At 74.4% G+C, this 18,331-nt stretch carries 10 protein-coding genes; 7 read left to right on the forward strand and 3 right to left on the reverse strand.

What is annotated here, in order from left to right; all coding sequences use genetic code 11:
- The first annotated feature begins 147 nt into the window (after nt 1-147).
- A complete protein-coding gene (locus AB0L34_RS18515; protein WP_363705608.1) occupies nt 148-9,816 on the forward strand; it encodes a calcium-binding protein in 9,669 nt (3,222 codons plus the stop codon).
- A 227-nt stretch (nt 9,817-10,043) separates the two neighbouring features.
- Nucleotides 10,044-10,583, forward strand: coding sequence for a MarR family transcriptional regulator (locus tag AB0L34_RS18520; protein ID WP_363705609.1), 540 nt, complete (start codon nt 10,044-10,046; stop codon nt 10,581-10,583).
- On the opposite strand, the gene AB0L34_RS18525 is transcribed toward AB0L34_RS18520, so the two are convergent.
- The 3 genes from AB0L34_RS18525 to AB0L34_RS18535 are packed head-to-tail and all read right to left on the reverse strand — an operon-like array spanning nt 10,505 to nt 13,337.
- Nucleotides 10,505-11,299: an ABC transporter ATP-binding protein gene (locus tag AB0L34_RS18525; RefSeq protein ID WP_363705610.1), complete on the reverse strand. Its 795-nt coding sequence runs from the start codon at nt 11,297-11,299 to the stop codon at nt 10,505-10,507. The genes AB0L34_RS18520 and AB0L34_RS18525 overlap by 79 nt on opposite strands.
- Complete coding sequence (locus AB0L34_RS18530) at nt 11,296-12,378, reverse strand: iron ABC transporter permease (RefSeq protein ID WP_363705611.1); 1,083 nt, start codon at nt 12,376-12,378, stop codon at nt 11,296-11,298. The genes AB0L34_RS18525 and AB0L34_RS18530 overlap by 4 nt, the downstream gene beginning before the upstream one ends.
- On the reverse strand, nt 12,375-13,337 hold the full coding sequence (locus tag AB0L34_RS18535) for an iron ABC transporter permease (RefSeq protein ID WP_363705612.1): 963 nt from the start codon (nt 13,335-13,337) through the stop codon (nt 12,375-12,377). The genes AB0L34_RS18530 and AB0L34_RS18535 overlap by 4 nt, the downstream gene beginning before the upstream one ends.
- A gap of 199 nt (nt 13,338-13,536) precedes the next feature.
- Between AB0L34_RS18535 and AB0L34_RS18540 the strand changes: the two genes are divergently transcribed.
- The 5 genes from AB0L34_RS18540 to AB0L34_RS18560 all read left to right on the forward strand — a co-directional run bounded on the left by AB0L34_RS18540 (nt 13,537) and on the right by AB0L34_RS18560 (nt 18,283).
- Nucleotides 13,537-14,502, forward strand: coding sequence for an iron-siderophore ABC transporter substrate-binding protein (locus tag AB0L34_RS18540; protein ID WP_363705613.1), 966 nt, complete (start codon nt 13,537-13,539; stop codon nt 14,500-14,502).
- 224 nt (nt 14,503-14,726) lie between these two features.
- Nucleotides 14,727-15,356 carry a DUF899 family protein gene (locus tag AB0L34_RS18545; protein ID WP_357456930.1) on the forward strand — a complete coding sequence of 210 codons (630 nt, stop codon included), beginning with the start codon at nt 14,727-14,729 and terminating at the stop codon, nt 15,354-15,356.
- Between the two features lie 105 nt (nt 15,357-15,461).
- On the forward strand, nt 15,462-16,562 hold the full coding sequence (locus AB0L34_RS18550) for an ionic transporter y4hA (protein WP_363705614.1): 1,101 nt from the start codon (nt 15,462-15,464) through the stop codon (nt 16,560-16,562).
- Nucleotides 16,563-16,706: 144 nt separating this feature from the next.
- Nucleotides 16,707-17,441: a neutral zinc metallopeptidase gene (locus AB0L34_RS18555; RefSeq protein WP_363705615.1), complete on the forward strand. Its 735-nt coding sequence runs from the start codon at nt 16,707-16,709 to the stop codon at nt 17,439-17,441.
- Nucleotides 17,442-17,629: 188 nt separating this feature from the next.
- Nucleotides 17,630-18,283, forward strand: coding sequence for an HAD family phosphatase (locus tag AB0L34_RS18560; RefSeq protein WP_357456924.1), 654 nt, complete (start codon nt 17,630-17,632; stop codon nt 18,281-18,283).
- The last annotated feature ends 48 nt before the right edge of the window (nt 18,284-18,331 follow it).

The raw sequence follows: 18,331 nt of genomic DNA on the forward strand, positions 1-18,331 counted from the left end.
CTCGGGCCACCCGGTCCGGAGGTGCCGACCGTTCGGTTTGACGCACTGTCACCATGCCGACACACGAGTTGTGAGCATTTCCCGCGATCGATGTGCTGGCGCGGACCAGCGCCGTCGGTGACGGCCATCGGAGGAACGAGGTGGCTCATGGTGGCTCTACGACGGCTGCTAGCCGTGGCGATCGCGACGGCGGTGACCGCCGCGATGGGGTTGGTGTGGACGGCGGCGCCCGCCCAGGCCGACGAGGCGTGGGAGAGCGCGTTGAAGAACCTGATGTCCCGCACGGCCACCTGGGCCGACGGCGGACTCTCCCAGCTGGGGCTGCTCGGCCAGCCGCTGCCTCTGCTCGGCGTCAGCCCTGGCGCGCTCGTCGACGCCGACACGCTCGTGGACAGGGCCTCCGACGCGTTGGCCAGCGGCCTGACCAAGGACGACGTCGACCTCGGCGGCGGCACCCGACTCACCAGCTCGGTGAGCACCAGCGGCGGCGACCACCTGCTGGACGTGCTGCTGACCACGAAGCGCGAAGTGGTCGACAAGGACCTCACCCTGGCCGGGGTGACGCTGGACAAGGCGGTCGGCGTCACCGGCTGGGCGACCCTCCACCTGCGGGCCCGGCACACCGCCGCCGGGGAGACCTACCTGGTGCGCGACGGGGACACCCCGCGCATCGACATCGACGCGGCGGCGCGGCTGCGCGCCGACCTCGACCAGGCCACCGCCTCGGTCGGCATCCTCGGGGTCACGCTGACCGCCGGCAGCACCCTCACCGCGCGTACCCACCTCAAGGTCACCATGACCGACCCCAACGGCGACGGCCGGCTCGCCTTCGACACGGCCGCCGGCGCGAACACCGGCGAACTCGGCGCGGCGGGCTCCCTCGCCGGCCTGGTGCAGGTGGCCCTCGACAACTCCGGCGGTGGGAAGATCTCCGACACCGAGACCGAGCCCGGCCCCGGCTCGGTGCACGGCGTGGTCAAGCTCGGCGCGGCCGTCTCCGGCGCGCCCTTCGCGCTGCCCGCCGTGGCGGCGACCGTGAACGTCGACTGGAACGACATCTCCGTCGGCACCCCCACGGTGACCACCACCGGCCTGGACGAGACGATCGCCAAGTTCCGCAACATGAGCCCGCTGGACCTGGCCTCCGGGCTCGCGCAGCTCGCCACCCTGCTCAGCGGCGTGCAACAGAGCGGCCCGGCCGGCAACCTCAACCTGCCCTTCCTGCGCGGCACGTTCGCCGACGCCGTGAAGGTCAACGAGAAGCTCACCGACTTCCTCCGCAAGTACGTCCACCCGCGGCCGGACGACCCGCAGTTCGACCCGGCCACTGACGACCCGGCCCTGGCCGGGCAGCCGAAGTTCAGCTCCATCCAGCAGTTGCTCGCCCTGCTCGCCGCCGAGGGGCTGCCGGTGGACAACCTCTCCTTCGACAACGACAGGCTGGTGTTCCGGGTCAAGCTGGAGCGGGAGTCCACGGTGGAGGTCCCGCTCGACCCGGGCGCCGCGGAGCTGTCCGGGCGCGGCGCGACCTTCACCGCCAAGGGTTTCAGCGTCACCGGCAGCCGGTTCACGCCCGGCCAGCTGGTCGGCCAGCGGGTGGTGGCCGGCACCTCCGCCGGCACCGTCGCCGCCAACACCGCCAACTCCGTCACCCTCACCCAGGACTGGATCGGCGGGCAGCCGCCGAACGACAGCGTGTGGGTGATCAGCGGCTCCAGCCCGAACATCGGCGCCGTCGAGCTGGCCGGCACGCTGACCAGGCCGGTCGGCGGCGACAAGAAGGTCGGCCTGCGGGTGGCGAACGCGCAGGCCAGCTTCGCCAAGGTGAAGCCCCGTTACAGCGCGTCCGTGACGCTCGTGCTCGACCTGCGCAACGACCTCGGCAGCCCGGAGGCGAACGCCGACCGGGTGCTGCTGCGTACCGACCCGGCGACGCCGCTGTTCGCCGCCGACTTCCCGATCACCACCGGGGTGGACTTCTTCGCCACCGCCGGCTTCCTCAAGGTCAAGCTGGCCGGCGACCTCGCCGTCGGACCGGCCGCCGCCGGCGAGCGGATGCTCCAGGTCAGCTTCAAGCAGGCGCAGGACCTCAGCCTCGGCACGCTCTTCGAGCGGTTGAAGTCCGACCCGGGGAACCTGCTGGCCGTGTCGTCGTCGGTGAAGACCACCGGCCGGGTCACGGTCAGCGTGCCCGGCGCCACCGGCGCCCTCGGCGAGGGCGTCGGCGTCGACGTGAGCTGGACGGCCGGTGGGCAGCCGGTGGTCGACACCTCGGCGCTGTCCGAGCTGTTCGCCGTCGACTTCAACCCCGACGACCCGAAGGCGCTCTTCGCGGTCGTCGTCGAGGCGCTGCGGCTGATCAACGTCGCGCTGTCCCAGCCCGGCGGCAGCGGCCCGCTGGACAAGGAGATCCCGCTGCTCGGCCGCTCCGCGCGGCAGCTGCTCGGCGCCGACGAGAGCGGCGTCGGCAAGGACGTCACGTTCGTCGCCGACGGGGCGAACTTCCTGCTCAAGGACGCCTCCCGCGACGGCGACTCCGGCTTCGACGCCCGGCTCGAGGGCCGGACCGTCGTGATCGGCAGCAAGGCGTACCGGGTACTGAAGCAGATCGACGGGAAGACCCTGCGCGTCGAGGCGGCCGGTACGCCGAAGCCGGCCGACGGCAGCGCGTACGCCCTGCGCCCGGAGTTGGCCGACGCGCTGGACAAGCTGCTCGCCTCGCCCCCCGACAACCTCCAGGACGCCCTCGACAAGCTCAACGCGGCGATCGGCGAGGACAGCGGGATCAGCTTCACCCTGGACCAGCGCGAGGGCGGGCCGTTCCTGCGGCTCGGGCTGGACTGGAAGCGCAAGTTCCACACCGGCGGGCCGCTCAACTTCGCCTGGGACGCCCACCGCGAGCTGATCACCCTGGACAGCTCCGGCACGTTCGCGGTCGACGTCGACGCCCGGGCGCAGCTCGGCCTGCTGCTGCCCCTGCGCCTGAACGCCGCGCCGCTGCTGGACCGCAGCTCCTCGGCCAGCGTCACCGTCGCGGGCGGGGTCACCGACGCGGCGATCGCCGCGCGGGTCGGGCCGCTCGCCCTCGACCTCGGCAAGGCTCCGGACTTCGCCACCGTGAAGGCCAACCTGAGCGTCGGCCTCGACGGCCTGACGGAGGACGGGCCGATCACCGGCCTGCTCGGATTGACGCCGAAGTTCACCACCGCCGGCGTCGACTGCGGCGACGGGGTCGGCGGCGCGGACGTGCCGCTCTGCGCGAAGGCGCCGCTGTTCGTCAACAACTGCGACCCGGCCGACGACACCAACCTGCTCACCTTCACCGTCGGCCTGGACCTGACGCCCACGGCCGGCACCCCGAACCTCGACTCCTGCTTCGCCAACCTGTCGCTCAAGCTCACCGACTTCAACGTCGGTATCGACGGGTACCTGGCCAGGGTCGAGGAGGCGCTGCGGCTGGCCAGCTTCGACGGCAAGCTGCCCCTGGTCGGCGACGACCTGCAGCAGGGCCAGCGCTTCGTCGCGCAACTGCGTGAGGACGTCAAGGCCGCGATCGGGCCGGTGCTGGCCAACGCCACGCTCGACAGCGCGGGTGTGCAGGCGGCCCTCAACGAGGTGCTCGCCGACCTGGACCCGGGTGTGAGCGCGGTGGTCAGCTGCCGCAGCGGCGTCACGGCGCCCTGCGCGCCCGAGGACTTCCAGGCGATCCGGATCAAGCTCACCACCTCCAAGGGCGCGCCCTCGGCAGCCGACGGGTGTAAGGACGCGAGCGCGTCCGACGAGTGCCTCAAGCTCAACGTGCCGCTCGACCTGGGCATCCCCGGCCTGTCGCTGAAGGCGAAGAAGGGCGCCCCGGACGGCATCCAGGCCAAGCTGGGCTGGAAGCTGCACCTGGACCTGGTCCTGGACCGGGACGAGGGCTTCTACGTCCCCACCCACGACGGGGACACCTCGCCCGAGGTGCAGGTCGGCGCCCAGTTCGACATGACCGGCGACCTCGCCGCCCAGCTCGCCTTCATCCAGGTGAAGGCGACGAAGCGGGCCACCGACCCGCTGGTGAAGGCGTACTTCGGCATCGACCTGAAGGGCTCGCCGGGGGAGAAGAGCTGCTTCGACCCCACCGTCACCGCCGACTGCACGGCCAACCCGGACGACCGGCTGACCCTGGCCGAGTTCGCCGACCTGGGTTCGCTGCTCGCCACCGACCTCACCGCCGAGGTCAAGATCGACTGGAAGCTGGCGGCGGCGGTGGACACCGGTGGCGAGGACTCCGCGCTGCCGGGCATCAGCGCCACCTTCGGCCTGCAGTGGGGCCTGAAGCACAAGCGGGGCGGGCTCACCGCCACGGGCGACGGCGTCACCACGCCGCTGAAGGTGACGTTCACCGACATCGCCCTGGACGCCGGCGCCTTCTTCGACAAGATCCTCAAGCCGGTGGTGGAGAAGCTCAAGGCCGTCACCGGGCCGCTGCAGCCGGTCATCGACACCCTGTACGCGCCGATCCCTGTGCTGTCGGACCTGTCGAAGGCCACCGGCGGCCCCGACATCACCCTGGTCTGGCTCGCCAAGACCTTCAGCACCCTCAACGGCGGTCCGAAGCTCGACTTCATCGACACCGTCCGCGCCGTGGTCACCTTCATCAACCGGATACCCGACTGCGACTCCGGCTGCTCCATCCCGCTCGGCGGGTTCAAGATGGACAGCGCCAAGGCGCTGACCACGGAGGTCTCCCCGGCCTCGGCCGAGAGCCTGATCGACCGCACCTCCGAGTACAACCCGGCCTCCGCGGGCCAGGTGAAGGCGGACGTCGACACCGCCGCCGGCGACGACGGCGAGAAGCTGTTCACCCCGGCCGCCGACGGCAGGAGCAACGCCCAGAAGACCGGCTTCAGCTTCCCGATCTTCGACAACCCGGGCTCCCTGTTCGGGCTGCTGCTCGGCCAGGACGTCGAGCTGATCAGCTTCGACTCGGGCCCGCTGGAGCTGGGCTTCAGCTGGCGGCAGTCGTTCGGCCCGGTCTACGCCCCGCCGCCGGTCTTCGTCACGCTGTCCGGCAGCGCCTCGGTGACCGCCCGGTTCATCGCCGGCCTGGACACCGCCGGCATCCGGCACGCGGTCGAGGCGGCCACCGACGGCACGGCCGTCGACGCGGTGAGCCTGCTCGACGGGCTGTACTTCAAGACCGCCGACAGCAGCGGCAAGGCCGTCCCGGTGGTCACCCTGCGCGGTGAGATCGCCGCCGGGGCCGAAGTGAGCGTGCTGATCGTCAAGGTCGGCATCGAGGGCGGCATCCAGCTCACCGTCGGCTTCAGCTGGAACGACCCGAACAACGACGGGAAGTTCCGCACCAGCGAGTTCCTCCAGGCGCTCCTGGTCAACCCGATCTGCCTGTTCACCACCAGCGGGCGGCTCTCGGTCTTCCTGAGGGTCTACGTCACCATCGACCTGTTCCTGTTCAAGAAGAAGTTCGCCTTCACCCTGGTCGACGCGACCCTGCTCGACTTCCGGGCCCAACCGGACTGCTCCCCGCCGCCACCGGAACTCGCCGGCACCGTCGGGGACACCCTGGTCGTCTTCGCCGGCAAGTTCGGCACCAAGGACCAGCGCGGCGACAAGGCGTGGGACAACGGCGCCGACACCTACGCCGGTGACGTGGTCAAGGTGTACGCGCTGCACTACGCCGACGCGGACACCCCGGGCGCCACGGACGACTTCGACGGCTTCGCGGTGGAGGCCCTGGGCCGCCGGCAGGAGTTCCTCGACCCGGCCCTGACCCGGGTGGTCGTCGACGGGCGCGGCTACGAGGTCGCCGAACCGGACAAGACGTCCCTGTCGGTGCTGCTCCTCGGTGACGGCGACACCAGCGGCGACGGCACCAGGACCTCCGCGTTCGACAAGACCGCGGTGGTGCTCGGCTCCGACGGCAAGGACCGGATCCGCACCGGGACCGGGCCGGCGTACGTGGACGGCCGCGGCGGCGACGACGTGATCGTCACCGCCGAGGCAGCCGGCACGGTCAGCCGGGTCGCCGGCGGCGCCGGGCAGGACAGCGTCACCACCGGCGACGGCGACAACGTGGTCGCCGGCGACAGCGGCCTCGGCGGCACCGACCGGGGCGCCACCACCGTGCGCACCGGGGCCGGCGACAAGACCCTCAACGGGCTGGTCGACTGGACCACGCTGACCGCCCCGACCGCCGACCACGCCGGCGCGGACGACCACGTCACCGTCGGGCACGGCGCCAGCACCGTCTACGGCAACGGCGGCGACGACGTGCTCGGCGTGCTCGTCGACGACCGGCCCAACGGCGCGAACACGCTGGTCGGCGGCCCCGGCGCGGACACCGTCAACGGCGGCAGGGGCGACGACACCATCCACACGTACGACACCGACGTCCCCGCCGACGCGGACCAGGCCGGCACCGGCGACGCCGGGCTGGTCAACCAGGTCGACACCGGCGCCGGCCAGGACGTCGTGCACGGCAGTGCCGGCGTGGACCTGGTCGTCTCGCACTCGGCGAACGGCCAGACCGGCCGCGTCTACGGCTACGGCGGCGACGACGTGCTGGTCGGCGGCTACGGCACCGACGAGCTGTTCGGCGGCCCCGACGAGGACTACGTGATCGCCGAGCCCTCCCAGGTCGGCGAGCCGGACGGGTCGGACGGCTACGGTCCGTTCCGCCAGGTCACCCACGAGCCGCTGCCGGCGGGCACGCAGTCGCAGACCAAGCTGCTCGTCGGCGGACTCGGCAGCGACCACGTGATCGGCGGCGACGGCGGCGCGACCGTCTTCGGCGACCGGCACCTGCCCGCCGAGACCTGCGCCGACGCCACCCTCGCCGACGCCCAGCCGGCCCCCGCCGACCAGGGCGCCGCCGACCTCGTCCTCGGCGGCGCCGGGGTCGAGGTGGTCTCGGCCGGTGGCGGCAACGACCGGGCCGACCTCGGCGGCGGCGACGACCGCGCCTGCGGCCAGCTCGGCGACGACACCCTGCACCTCGGCGGCGGCGCCGACCGGGCCTGGGGCGCGGCGGGCGTCGACCAGCTGCACGGCGACGACGGCGACGACCTGCTCTTCGGCAACGCCGGCGACGACGGCCTCTTCGGCGACGCCGGCGCGGACACCGCCGAGGGCAACGCCGGCGGCGACCAGGTCTTCGGCGGTCGCGACGGCGACGTGCTCTACGGCGGTGGGCGCACCGCCGGCGCGGCCGACGGTGGAGACCGCCTCTACGGCGAGGAGGGGACGGACCGGATCGTCGGCGACAACGGCACCCCGCGCGTCGGCGACGTCGGGCCCTACCCGCTGGACCTGGCCGGCGACGTGGCCGGGGCCGGCGCCGGGGACGTGATCTCCGGCGGCGGGGACGACGACCTCGCCTACGGCGGGCTCGGCGACGACCGGATCAACGGCGACGGCGGGCACGACCGGCTGGAGGGCAACAACGGCGCCGACCTGGTCCACGGCGACCACGGCCGGGACGAGATCGTCGGCGGCTCCGGCCAGGAGCCGGTTGCCGGCACGGGCCGGCCCGACGTCGGCGACCAGCTCCACGGTGACGGCGACAGCGACCTGATCGCCGGGGACAACGCCCGCTTCACGCCGGCGGACGCCGACGCGACCCGGGTGACCCAGGGCCGGGCCGGGCCGCCGCGCACGGTGACGCTGCTCGACCTCGGATTCACCCCGGCGCCCGGCACCAGCGGCGGCGACCTGATCTTCGGTGGGGATTCCGACGACGTCATCTTCGGCCAGGGCGGGCCCGACCGGGTGCACGCCGACGGCGGCGCCGACTTCGCCGAGGGCGGCCCCGGCGCCGACTGGGTCGAGGGCAACCACGGCGACGACGACCTCGTGGGTGGTTCCAGCACCGCGTACGACGGAACCGGGGCGGCCACCACGGGCCAGCCGGACACCGCGGACGCCGTCTTCGGCGGCCCCGGGTCCGACGCCGTCATCGGCGACAACGGCGCGGTGCTGCGCCCGCTCACCGGTGAGCAGCCGACCTCGGCGACCGTCCGGGTCGGTGCCGGCGGCGCCCTGTTCGGCCCGCGGATCGTGGTGCTGCTGGACCGGGCGGCGGCCACCGCCGGCCGGTACGGCGACGACCGGATCAGCGGCGGCGACGGCGTCGACACGCTCTGGGGTCAGGACGGCGACGACGCCCTGACCGGTGACGGCGACGGCGACTACCTGGAGGGCAACGGCGGGGCGGACGTCGTGCGTGGGGACAGCGCCCTCGGCGCGGCGGGACGGACCACGGTCGCCCCGCTGCCCGACCCGGGCTGGCCGGGCGACCCGGCGGCCGTGGCCGACCTCGTCGGCGACGGCGCGCCGGCCGGGCAGGACGACCTGATCGGCGGCAGCTCGGCCCCGGGCTTCCGGGACACCGGGGACGTGATCGAGGGCAACGGCGCCGACGACGTGCTCCTCGGCGACAACGGGTCGCTGCTGCGGACCGTGACCGTGGTCCAGGGCAGCCCGACCGAGCGGGTCTACACCGAGCGGTACCCGACCGGCGCCGTGCCGGCCGACGCCACCCGGGCGCGTACCCACGATCCGGCCCTGCCCGGCCCGTCCACCCGGTTCTGCACCACCGCCCAGGCCACCTGCGAGCCGGCCGGCGCGTTCGGCGGCGACCAGCTCTACGGTGACGCCGGCAACGACGGTGTCTGGGGCCAGGACGGCGACGACACGATCCGCGGCGGCGACGGCGACGACGACCTCCTCGGTGAGCTCGGCGCCGACACCCTGTACGGCGACGACGGCCGGGACGCCATCCTCGGCGACCGGGGCGGCGTGGTGAGCCAGTACCTCAACCCCGACGACGTGGCGGCGCTGGGCTTCACCACCACGCTGTCGTCGGTGCCGCAGGAGACGTACACCGGATTCCGGGCGGGTGCCTACGACCGGCGCGTGGACCTGCTGCACGACACCGACGGGGACGCCTGGATCGGCAGCTCCACCTCGGCGCCGATGCCGCACTCGGGGTTGACCGCCGGCTCGGGGGACCGCGTCCGGGGCGGCGCCGGGGCGGACAACATCCACACCGGGTTCGGTGACGACGTCGCCAACGGCGACAGCGGAGGCGACCAGCTGTTCGGGTCGGAGGGGTCGGATGTGCTGTGGGGCGGCAAGGGCTGCGACCCGGCGCTCGACGCCGCCAACCCGCAGTGCCAGGTGGACGGCGTCTTCAGCGCCGCCGCCCGAGGTGACAGCGACCAGTACGTCGACCACCTCTTCGGCGGCGCGGGGGCGACCGACGGCCCGGCCGTGACCGCGGTGCTCAGTTCCGACCTGCTGGACTTCCGTCCCCGCGGGTCGTACCCGGACAACTGCGCGGCGGGGGCCTGGCCGGTGGACCTGGCCTCGGGCACGGTCGACCCGTGCGTGTGGTTCGAGATGACGAACCTGGACAACGACGCCGTGGCCGACAACCAGCACCACCACGGCACCGACTGGATGTACGGCGGCTGGGACCGGGACGTGTTGCAGGGTGACGTGACGGCGAACGGCCCGAACAACGGTGACCGGCTCTTCGACTGGAACGGCGCCTACAACCTGTTCACCCACTGCAACTCGGCCTACGGCGGGTTCAACGACGTCCGCCAGCACAGCCCGGCCATGCAGGAGTTCCTGACCAGCCTGGCCTGGGCCTCCGGTGCCGGTCGCAGCGCGACCGACGTGACCACGGCCGGCACCTCGGCGTTCCTCGAGTTGTCGTACGTCTACCCGCGCGACAACCGCGAGCAGGGCGCCGGGGTGGCGTTCCCCGGCACCCCGGGGCACTTCGACCTGCCGTCCTGCACGGACTGACCGTCCGACCGGATCGGGGCCCGGCTCTCCCACGGGAGGGTCGGGCCCCGCTCGTCGCCGGTCCCTGGGTCGGCCGGCCGACCCGTCGTCGCCGTCCCTTGAGGGTCGGCACCGGCGCTGCCGTCCGCGCCGCGGCGGGCATCGTCAGCGCGACGTCGGTAGGGTCGTCCCGTGCATCGTCATCCCGCGTCCCTCGCCGGGCGCGCGCAAGAACGGGGGACCCGTCCGTGACCGGCCCGCACGGCGACGACGCCGCGTCGTTGGCCCGGCAGTTACCCGTGTTCGGCGCGGTCGCCCGAGCCGCCCGCCGGGCGGTGCGTCGGCAGGTGGACGTGCCGAGGCTGGCCGAGGCGCAGGTCGAGGTCCTGCGGACCGTCGAGGCGAACCCGGGCGTCGGCATCCGGTCGGTGGCCGAGCGCCTCCAACTGGTGCCGAACACGGTGTCGACCATCGTCGGCGAGCTGGTCGGCGCGGGCCTGCTGGTCCGGGAGCGCGACGAGGCGGACCGCCGCGCCGCGCGGCTGCGGCTCACGCCGGCGGCCGTCGAGCGACTGGCGTCGTGGGGAGCCGCCCGGGAGGAGGTGCTGTCGGCCGCGCTGGCGCGCCTCGACGACGCCGACCGCCGGGCGATCGGGGAGGCCGTGCCGGCGGTCCGCCGACTGCTGGCCGTCCTGGAGGCAACGGCCGGTCAGGACGCCAGCCGCAGGGGCACCACGACCGGGCAGTCGGTGGCCGGGTCGCGCAGCACGGCGGACTCGACCCCGTAGAGCCGCCGCACCAGCTCGGTGGTGACGATCGCCTCCGGCGCGCCCTCGGCGACCACCCGGCCCGCGTGCATGGCCACGAGGTGGTCGGCGTAGCGGCAGGCCGAGGTCAGGTCGTGGACCACGACCACGACCGTGCGACCGGCGGCGGCCAGCTCACGGAGCAGCTCGAAGACCTCGAGCTGGTGACCCAGGTCGAGCGCCGCGGTGGGTTCGTCGAGCAGCAGTACGGGGGTGTCCTGCGCGACCGCCATTGCGATCCAGGCCCGCTGCCGCTGCCCACCCGACAGGGTCTCCAGGGGCCGGTCGGCCAGGTCGGCGACGTTGGCGGCGGCGAGCGCCCGGTGCACGGCCTCCTGGTCCTGCGCGGACCACTGCCGCAGCAGCCCCTGGTGCGGCTGTCGGCCGAAGCGCACGAGGTCGGTCACGGTGAGCCCGTCCGGGGCCTCGGCCGACTGCGGCAGCAGGCCGATCGCGCGGGCCGCCTCGCGGGCCGGCAGCTTCGCCAGTACGCGCCCGTCGAGCAGGACGGCGCCGCCCTTCGGCCGGTGCTGCCGGCTGAGCCCGCCGAGCAGCGTGCTCTTGCCGCAGCCGTTCGGCCCGACGACGGCGGTGAGGCGGCCGGGCGGCAGGGTCAGCCGTACGGCGTCGACGACGACGGTGCGCTCGTACGCCAGGGTCAGGTCGTCGGCGTGCAGGACGGCGGCGGGTGTGGTCACGGGACTCTCCGGGGGCGTGAGCTGAGCAGGAGCCAGATGAGGTAGGGGCCGCCGACGACGGCGGTGACGAGCCCGACCGGTACCTCGACCGGGGCGGCGACCGTGCGTCCGAGGGTGTCGGCGAGCAGCACCAGCGCGGCGCCGGCGAGGGCGCTGCCGAGGACGGGGACGCCGCGCGGGCCGCAGATGCGGCGTGCGGCCTCGGGGGCGACGAGCGCGACGAGGCCGAGGGGACCGCCGACGGCGACCGCCAGTCCCGCGCACGTCACGCAGACCGCCAGCGCGGCGAGCCGGACGACGCGGACCCGTACGCCGAGCCCGGCGGCCACCGCGTCCGGGAACCGCAGCGCCGCGAGTTGCCGGCCCACCAGCATCCCGGCCGGCAGGCACAGCAGGAGCCCGACGGCGAGCAGGGTGACCGGCACGGCGGGCCGGGCGTTCAGCGTGCCGACCGACCAGGGGAACGCGGCGTTGGCGGCGTCGATCGGCGCGCGGACGAGCATCAGGTTGGTCACCGCGCCGAGCACCGCACCCACGCCGAGTCCCACCACGACGAACCGGTAGCCGGAGGTGCCGGCGCCGCCGGCGAGCCCCAGGGCCAGCGCGGCCGCGGTGGCCGCGCCGACGAGCGCCATGCCCGAGGGCGCGTACGTGGTGGCGACGCCGACGACGGAGGCGACGGCGAACGCGGTGGCCCCGTCGTCGATGCCGACCGTGCCGGGGGTGGCGAGCCGGTTGCGCGCCAGGGTCTGCATGAGGCACCCGGAGGCGCCGAGCGCGGCACCGACCAGCAGGCCGGCGACCAGGCGCGGCAGCCGGAGCCGCTGCACGACGAGGACGTCGGCAGGGTCGCCGACGCCCGCGATGGCGGGCAGCGACCGCAGTGGACCCATGGACACCGTGCCGACCGCCAGGGCGGCGCCGACGGCGAGGGTGAGCAGCACGACGAGGACGGCGCAGCCGACCGCGGCGCGTACCGGCAGCAGCACGGACATCCGGCCGAGCCGCAGCAGGTGGGTGCCGCGCGGGGCCCGCGGGCCGGCGGGGACGGTGACCGGCGCGGCGGGGGAGGCGCTCACAGCGCGGGCACCCGTCGGGCGCGCACCACGGCGACGAGGACCGGGGCGCCGAGCAGCGCGGTGACCACGCCGAGCGGCATCTCGTAGGGCCGCACGAGCAGCCGGGACAGCACGTCGGCGGCCAGTACGACGGCCGGCCCCAGCAGCAGCGACGGCACCAGCACGCGACGCAGGTCCGGCCCCACCAGCGCGCGGGCGGCGAAGGGCACCACCAGACCGACGAACGCGATCGGGCCGGCGACGGCGGTGGCCGCGCCCACCAGCAGGGCCACGGCGACCACCGCGCCGAGCCGGACCCGCCGCGGGCGGTGGCCCAGACCGGCGGCCACCTGCTCGCCGAGGGCGAGGGCGGCGAGCGGGCGGGCCACCAGGAGGACCAGCAGGCCACCGAGCAGCAGCGCGGGGACGACCGACGTCAGTACGCCGAGGTCCCGGCCGGCGACCGCGCCGACGGTCCAGAACCGGACCTCGTCGGCGCTGCGCTGGTCGACGAGCAGCAGCACGGAGGTGAAGGAGCCCAGCAGGCCGCTCAGCGCCGCCCCGGCGAGCACCAGCCGCACCGGGTCGTTGCCGACCCCGCGCAGCCGCGCCGCGCCGAGCGCGGCCAGGCACCCGAGCAGGGCGCCGAGCACGGCGACGTGCGGGCCGAGCGTCGCGACGCTGCCGCCGAACGCGATGACCAGCACGACGGCGGTGGACGCGCCGGCGCTGACGCCCAACAGGCCGGGCTCGGCGAGCGGGTTGCGCGCGGCGGCCTGGAGCACGGCGCCTGCCGTGCCCAACGCGGCTCCGACGACGACGGCGACGACCGTACGGTCCCAGCGCAGTTGCCACACCGCGAACGCCGCCTCGGCGTCACCCGCGCCCACGAGCACCCGCAGCGCCCGCCCGGGACCCACCTGACCACTGCCGAACAGCAGCGACGCGACGACGGCCAGCGCCAGTACGGCGAGCGGCACGACGATTCCCGCCACCCGAGGCCGGGGCGGGCCTGCTGTTTCCGCCTGCCGTGCCGGGGGACGGGGCACGGCCCGCCGGCGTTCCTGCACGACCACGTGCCCTCCGAGCTGTCTCGCGCCCCGCCGGGCGGATGTGGTTAGGTAAGGCATACCATACCTCCCTCACAGAGGTTTCTTTCGAGCACCTTCGGAGCCATCCATGAGCACCTCGCGCACCGGCCTGTCCCGACGACGTCTCGCCGCCGGGCTCGCCGCCCTGCCGCTGATCCTGCTGACCGCCTGCGGCGGATCGTCCGACCCGACGCCCGCCTCGGCCGGCGGATCGCAGGCCGGAGCCACGGTGGAGACGGCGTTCGGCTCCGTCCAGGTGCCGGCCGCGCCGAAGCGGGTCGTCGCGCTGGGCGACACCGCCCTGGACAGCGCGCTCGCGCTGGGCGTCGTGCCGGTCGGGACACTGTCGAGCCGGGGCGGCACGGGCGTGTCCGCCTACCTGGCCGACCGGGTCCCCGGCATCACCCTGGTCGGCACCGTGCGGGAGATCAACCTGGAGGCTGTCGTCGGGGCCAAGCCCGACCTCGTGCTGGCCGCGTCCAGCACGACCCAGGAGCAGTACGACGCGCTCAAGGCGATCGCGCCGACCGTCGTCCCGAAGCCGCAGGCGTTCGGGAACTGGGAGAGCGAGACCCGCACCATCGCGACCGCCCTCGGCAGGCAGGCCGAGGGCGACAAGCTCCTCGCCGACATCGAGCAGCGCGCCAAGGACCTCGCGGCCAAGCGGACCGGCACCGGCACCGCCGCCGTCGTCCGGTGGATGCCCACCGGCCCGCTCATCATGTCCTCGTCCCTGATGGCCGGACGGCTGGTCGAGCTGACCGGCGACACCCTGCCGGCGGCCGCCGACTTCACCGACAAGCCGCACACCGACCCGCTCAGCCTGGAGAACCTCGGCCAGCTCGACGCCGACTTCATCTACGTCGCCACCCTCAACGCCGACGGTGAGAAGGCCCTCGCGGCGGCCAGGGCGCAGCCCGCGTTCGCCCGCCTCGAAGCCGCCCGCAACGACCGGGTCGCGGCCGTCGACGGCAGCGTGTGGAGCAGCGGGGCCGGACCCATCGCCGCCGGCAAGGTGCTCGACGACATCGAGCGGCTCCGCGCCGCCGCCTGATCCCCGTCGGACGGATCCGCGGCGTCGGACGGCACCGCCGGGGTGGACGGATGACGCTCCACCCCGGTCGGTCGCCCCGCCCGGCGCTGTCCAGGTGGGACGCGGCGCGACTCCGACGAGCCGGTGCCGCCCGTCGACGCCCGCCCGGGCCGCGGGCGGCCACGCCCGCCCCCGCCGGCGCGTCGCACCGGCATGTCGCCGGGCCCCCTGGGCACAATCGCCTCATGGAGAAGCCCCGGACAGTGTCGGCCGACGAGTGGCAGCAGGCCCGTGACGACCTGCTGAAGGCCGAGAAGGAGCTGACCCGCGCGCAGGACGCGCTCGCCGCCCGGCGTCGCCGCCTCCCGATGGTCAGGTTCGACAGCGGCTACCGCTTCGACACGCCCACCGGCCCGGCCACCCTGCTCGACCTGTTCGAGGGCCGGGGCCAGCTCGTGGTCTACCAGTTCATGGACAACGGCCCCGACCACCACTGCCCCGGCTGCACCTGGTTCACCGACAGCGTCCCCGTGACCGGGCTGGCGCGGCTGGCGGAGCGGGGCATCAGCTGGGCGACCGTGTCGGACATGCCGCTGGCGCAGATCGAGGCGTACAAGGCGCGTCGCGGCTGGACCCTGCCGTTCGTGTCGTCGCACGGCACGTCGTTCGCCGCGGACTGCGGGGCGGGGCGCGGCTTCATGCTCAGCGTCTTCCTGCGCGACGGCGCGGACGTCTACCGGACGTACAACACGACGGCGCGCGGCGTCGACCGGCTCGTCTTCGTCAACAGCATCCTCGACCTCACCCCGTACGGCCGCCAGGAGGACTGGGAGGACTCCCCGCCCGGCTGGCCGCAGCAGCCCACCTACGGCTGACGGCTCGGGCTGGCGGCGCACCTGGACGGCGCGACGGTGAGCCGACCGCCACCGCGTACCACCAGTCGGTGGTCACATGATCGCGATTCCTGGCAGGGTTGGGGAATGGCTCTGCTGCTCCGCTCACGCCTGACCGACTGGACCGTCTCCGTACCGCTGCTCGCGGTCGTGGCGTTGATCCTCACCTGGGGACGCGACCTACCCGGTCCTGCCGTCGTCGTGGTGGCCGCGTTCCTGGCCGGAGCGGTGCTGGCAGCCGTCCACCACGCCGAGGTGGTCGCGCACCGGGTGGGGGAGCCGTACGGCTCGCTGCTCCTCGCCGTGGCCGTCACCGTCATCGAGGTCGCGCTGATCGTCACCCTCATGATCAGCGGCGGCGAGAAGACGCAGTCCCTCGCGCGGGACACCGTCTTCGCCGCCGTCATGATCACGTGCAACGGCATCCTCGGGTTGTCGCTGCTGATCGGCGCGCTGCGCCGCAAAGTGGCGGTGTTCAACTCCGAGGGCACCGGTGGCGCGCTGGCCACCGTGACCACCCTCGCCGCCCTGAGCCTCGTGGTGCCGACCTTCACCACCAGTCGGCCGGGCCCGCAGTTCAGCCCCGCGCAGCTGGCCTTCGCCGCCGTGGCGTCGCTCGCGCTCTACGGCCTGTTCGTGATGGTGCAGACCGGCCGCCACCGCGACTACTTCCTGCCGGTCACCAGCGAGGGGCGGGTGGTGGATGCCGACGGGCACGCCGCGCCGCCGTCGAACCGGGCCGCCCTGCTCAGCCTCGGCCTGCTGCTGGTGGCGCTGGTCGCCGTCGTCGGTGACGCCAAGACGGTGTCCCCGGCGATCGAGTCCGCCGTCGCCGGGGCGAACCTGCCGCAGTCCTTCGTCGGCGTGGTCATCGCGCTGCTGGTGCTGCTGCCCGAGACGATCGCCGCCGCCCGGGCGGCCCGCCGCGACCGGGTGCAGATCAGCCTGAACCTGGCGCTGGGCTCGGCCATGGCCAGCATCGGGCTGACCATCCCGGCGATAGCGCTGGCCTCGATCTGGCTGGAGGGGCCGCTGCTGCTCGGCCTCGGTGGTACCCAGCTGACCCTGCTCGCCCTCACCGTCGTCACGGGCGTGCTGACCGTGGTGCCGGGGCGGGCCACCGTGCTCCAGGGCGGCGTGCACCTGGTGCTGCTCGCCGCGTTCGTGTTCCTCGCCGCCAGCCCCTGACCACCCCGAACCTGGCGGTGGGGCTCAGGCGTCGTCGAGGCGGGCGGCGCGGGCATGCCCGACCGGCGTCGTCGGCCGCGGCCGGGCATGACCCGCGGGCCGCCGGGGTACTGCGCACGGCATCGCCGACGCCGGGGAGGGACAGTGACGACGCGCGTGGGACGCCGGCCGCCGAGTGCGCTCGCCGGCCTCGCGGTGGCTCTCGTCGTGGCGGCCGGGTGCGTGGTCGGCGGGACGTCCGAACCCGCGGGGCAGGAGCCCGGCGGCGCGGCCTCGCCCGGCGCCGTGCAGACCCGCGCCGACGGCACCACCAGCGTCGAGGAGTTCCAGCGGGACGTCACGGACGCGCGGCGCATCGCCGAGCGGTACTGGGCCGACCGGTTCCGCGCCTCGGGGGAGCGGTTCCGCCCGATCCGGCGGGTCGTGCCGTACCAGCGCGACGGCGAGGTGTCCTGCGGCGGGCAGGGCCTGCCACGCAACAACGCGGTCTACTGCTCGGCCGGCGACTTCATCGCCTACGACGTGAACTGGTCGGTCGGGGCGTTCCGCCAGGTCGGTGACGCGTTCGTGTTCTACCTGCTCGGCCACGAGTACGCCCACGGCGTCCAGACCCGGCTCGGCATCCAGTACCGCTTCACCATCGAGCAGGAACTCCAGGCCGACTGCATGGCTGGGGCGTACCTGGGCGACTCGGTGCGCTCGGGAATGCTGGAACTCGACGACGGCGACCTGGAGGAGTTCCGCGAGGGGCTGCTCGCCGTCGGCGACGACCCCGGTCAGCCGTGGTTCGCCGAGGGCTCGCACGGCACCGCCGAGCAGCGCACCGAGTCCTTCTTCCGCGGCTACGAGCAGTCCCTGGGCGCCTGCGGCCTCGGCTGAGCCGGACCCGAAGTTCGCCCGGCACCGGGGCGACGGCGACCGGCGTCGTCCGGTCTCGCCGCCGCCCGCAACCCGTCGGCCAGGTCACGCCGGCGGCACCTGGGCGCGCCGCCGGCGTCCCGGCTGAGAGGATCCCGGGGGTACGCCACCCGAGGGAGGATGTCCTGAGCAGCCACCACCCCGCCGCCGTGCTCTTCGACATGGACGGCACCCTGGTCGACAGCGAGAAACTGTGGGACGTCGCGCTGCGCGAGCTGGCGGCCGAGTACGGCGCCACCCTCTCCGAGGCGGCCCGCAAGGCGATGGTCGGCACCAGCATGGCGGCGTCGATGCGCATCCTGCACGACGACCTGGGCCAGCCGCACCGCGACCCCGACGTCAGCGCGGCGTGGATCAACGCCCGGATCCTGGAGCTGTTCCGCACCGGGCTGCGCTGGCGTCCCGGCGCGCTGACGCTGCTGCGGGCGGTCCGCGCGGCGGACATCCCGACGGCGCTGGTGACCTCCAGCGTCCGGCCCCTGGTGGAGGTCGCGCTGGACACCCTCGGGCGGGACAGCTTCGACGCGGTGGTCTGCGGCGACGAGGTCGACGCGGCCAAGCCGCACCCGGAGCCGTACCTGACCGCCGCCCGGCTGCTCGACGTGCCGATCGCCCGCTGCGTGGCGATCGAGGACTCGCCGACCGGGGTGGCCAGCGCGCTCGCCGCCGGCGCGGCGGTGCTGGCCGTGCCGGCGGAGGTGCCGATCGGGCCGCTGGACGGCGTACACCAGTTGGAGAGCCTGACCGGCGCGGACCTGGAGCTGCTGGCGGCCCTGCTCGGCGCGCCGCCGGCCGGCGTCTGACGCGACGAGGGGCCCCGCCGGCCGGCGGGGCCCCTCGTCGCGTCAGAC

The organism is Micromonospora sp. NPDC052213 (genome assembly GCF_040679695.1).
Taxonomy (GTDB): domain Bacteria; phylum Actinomycetota; class Actinomycetes; order Mycobacteriales; family Micromonosporaceae; genus Micromonospora.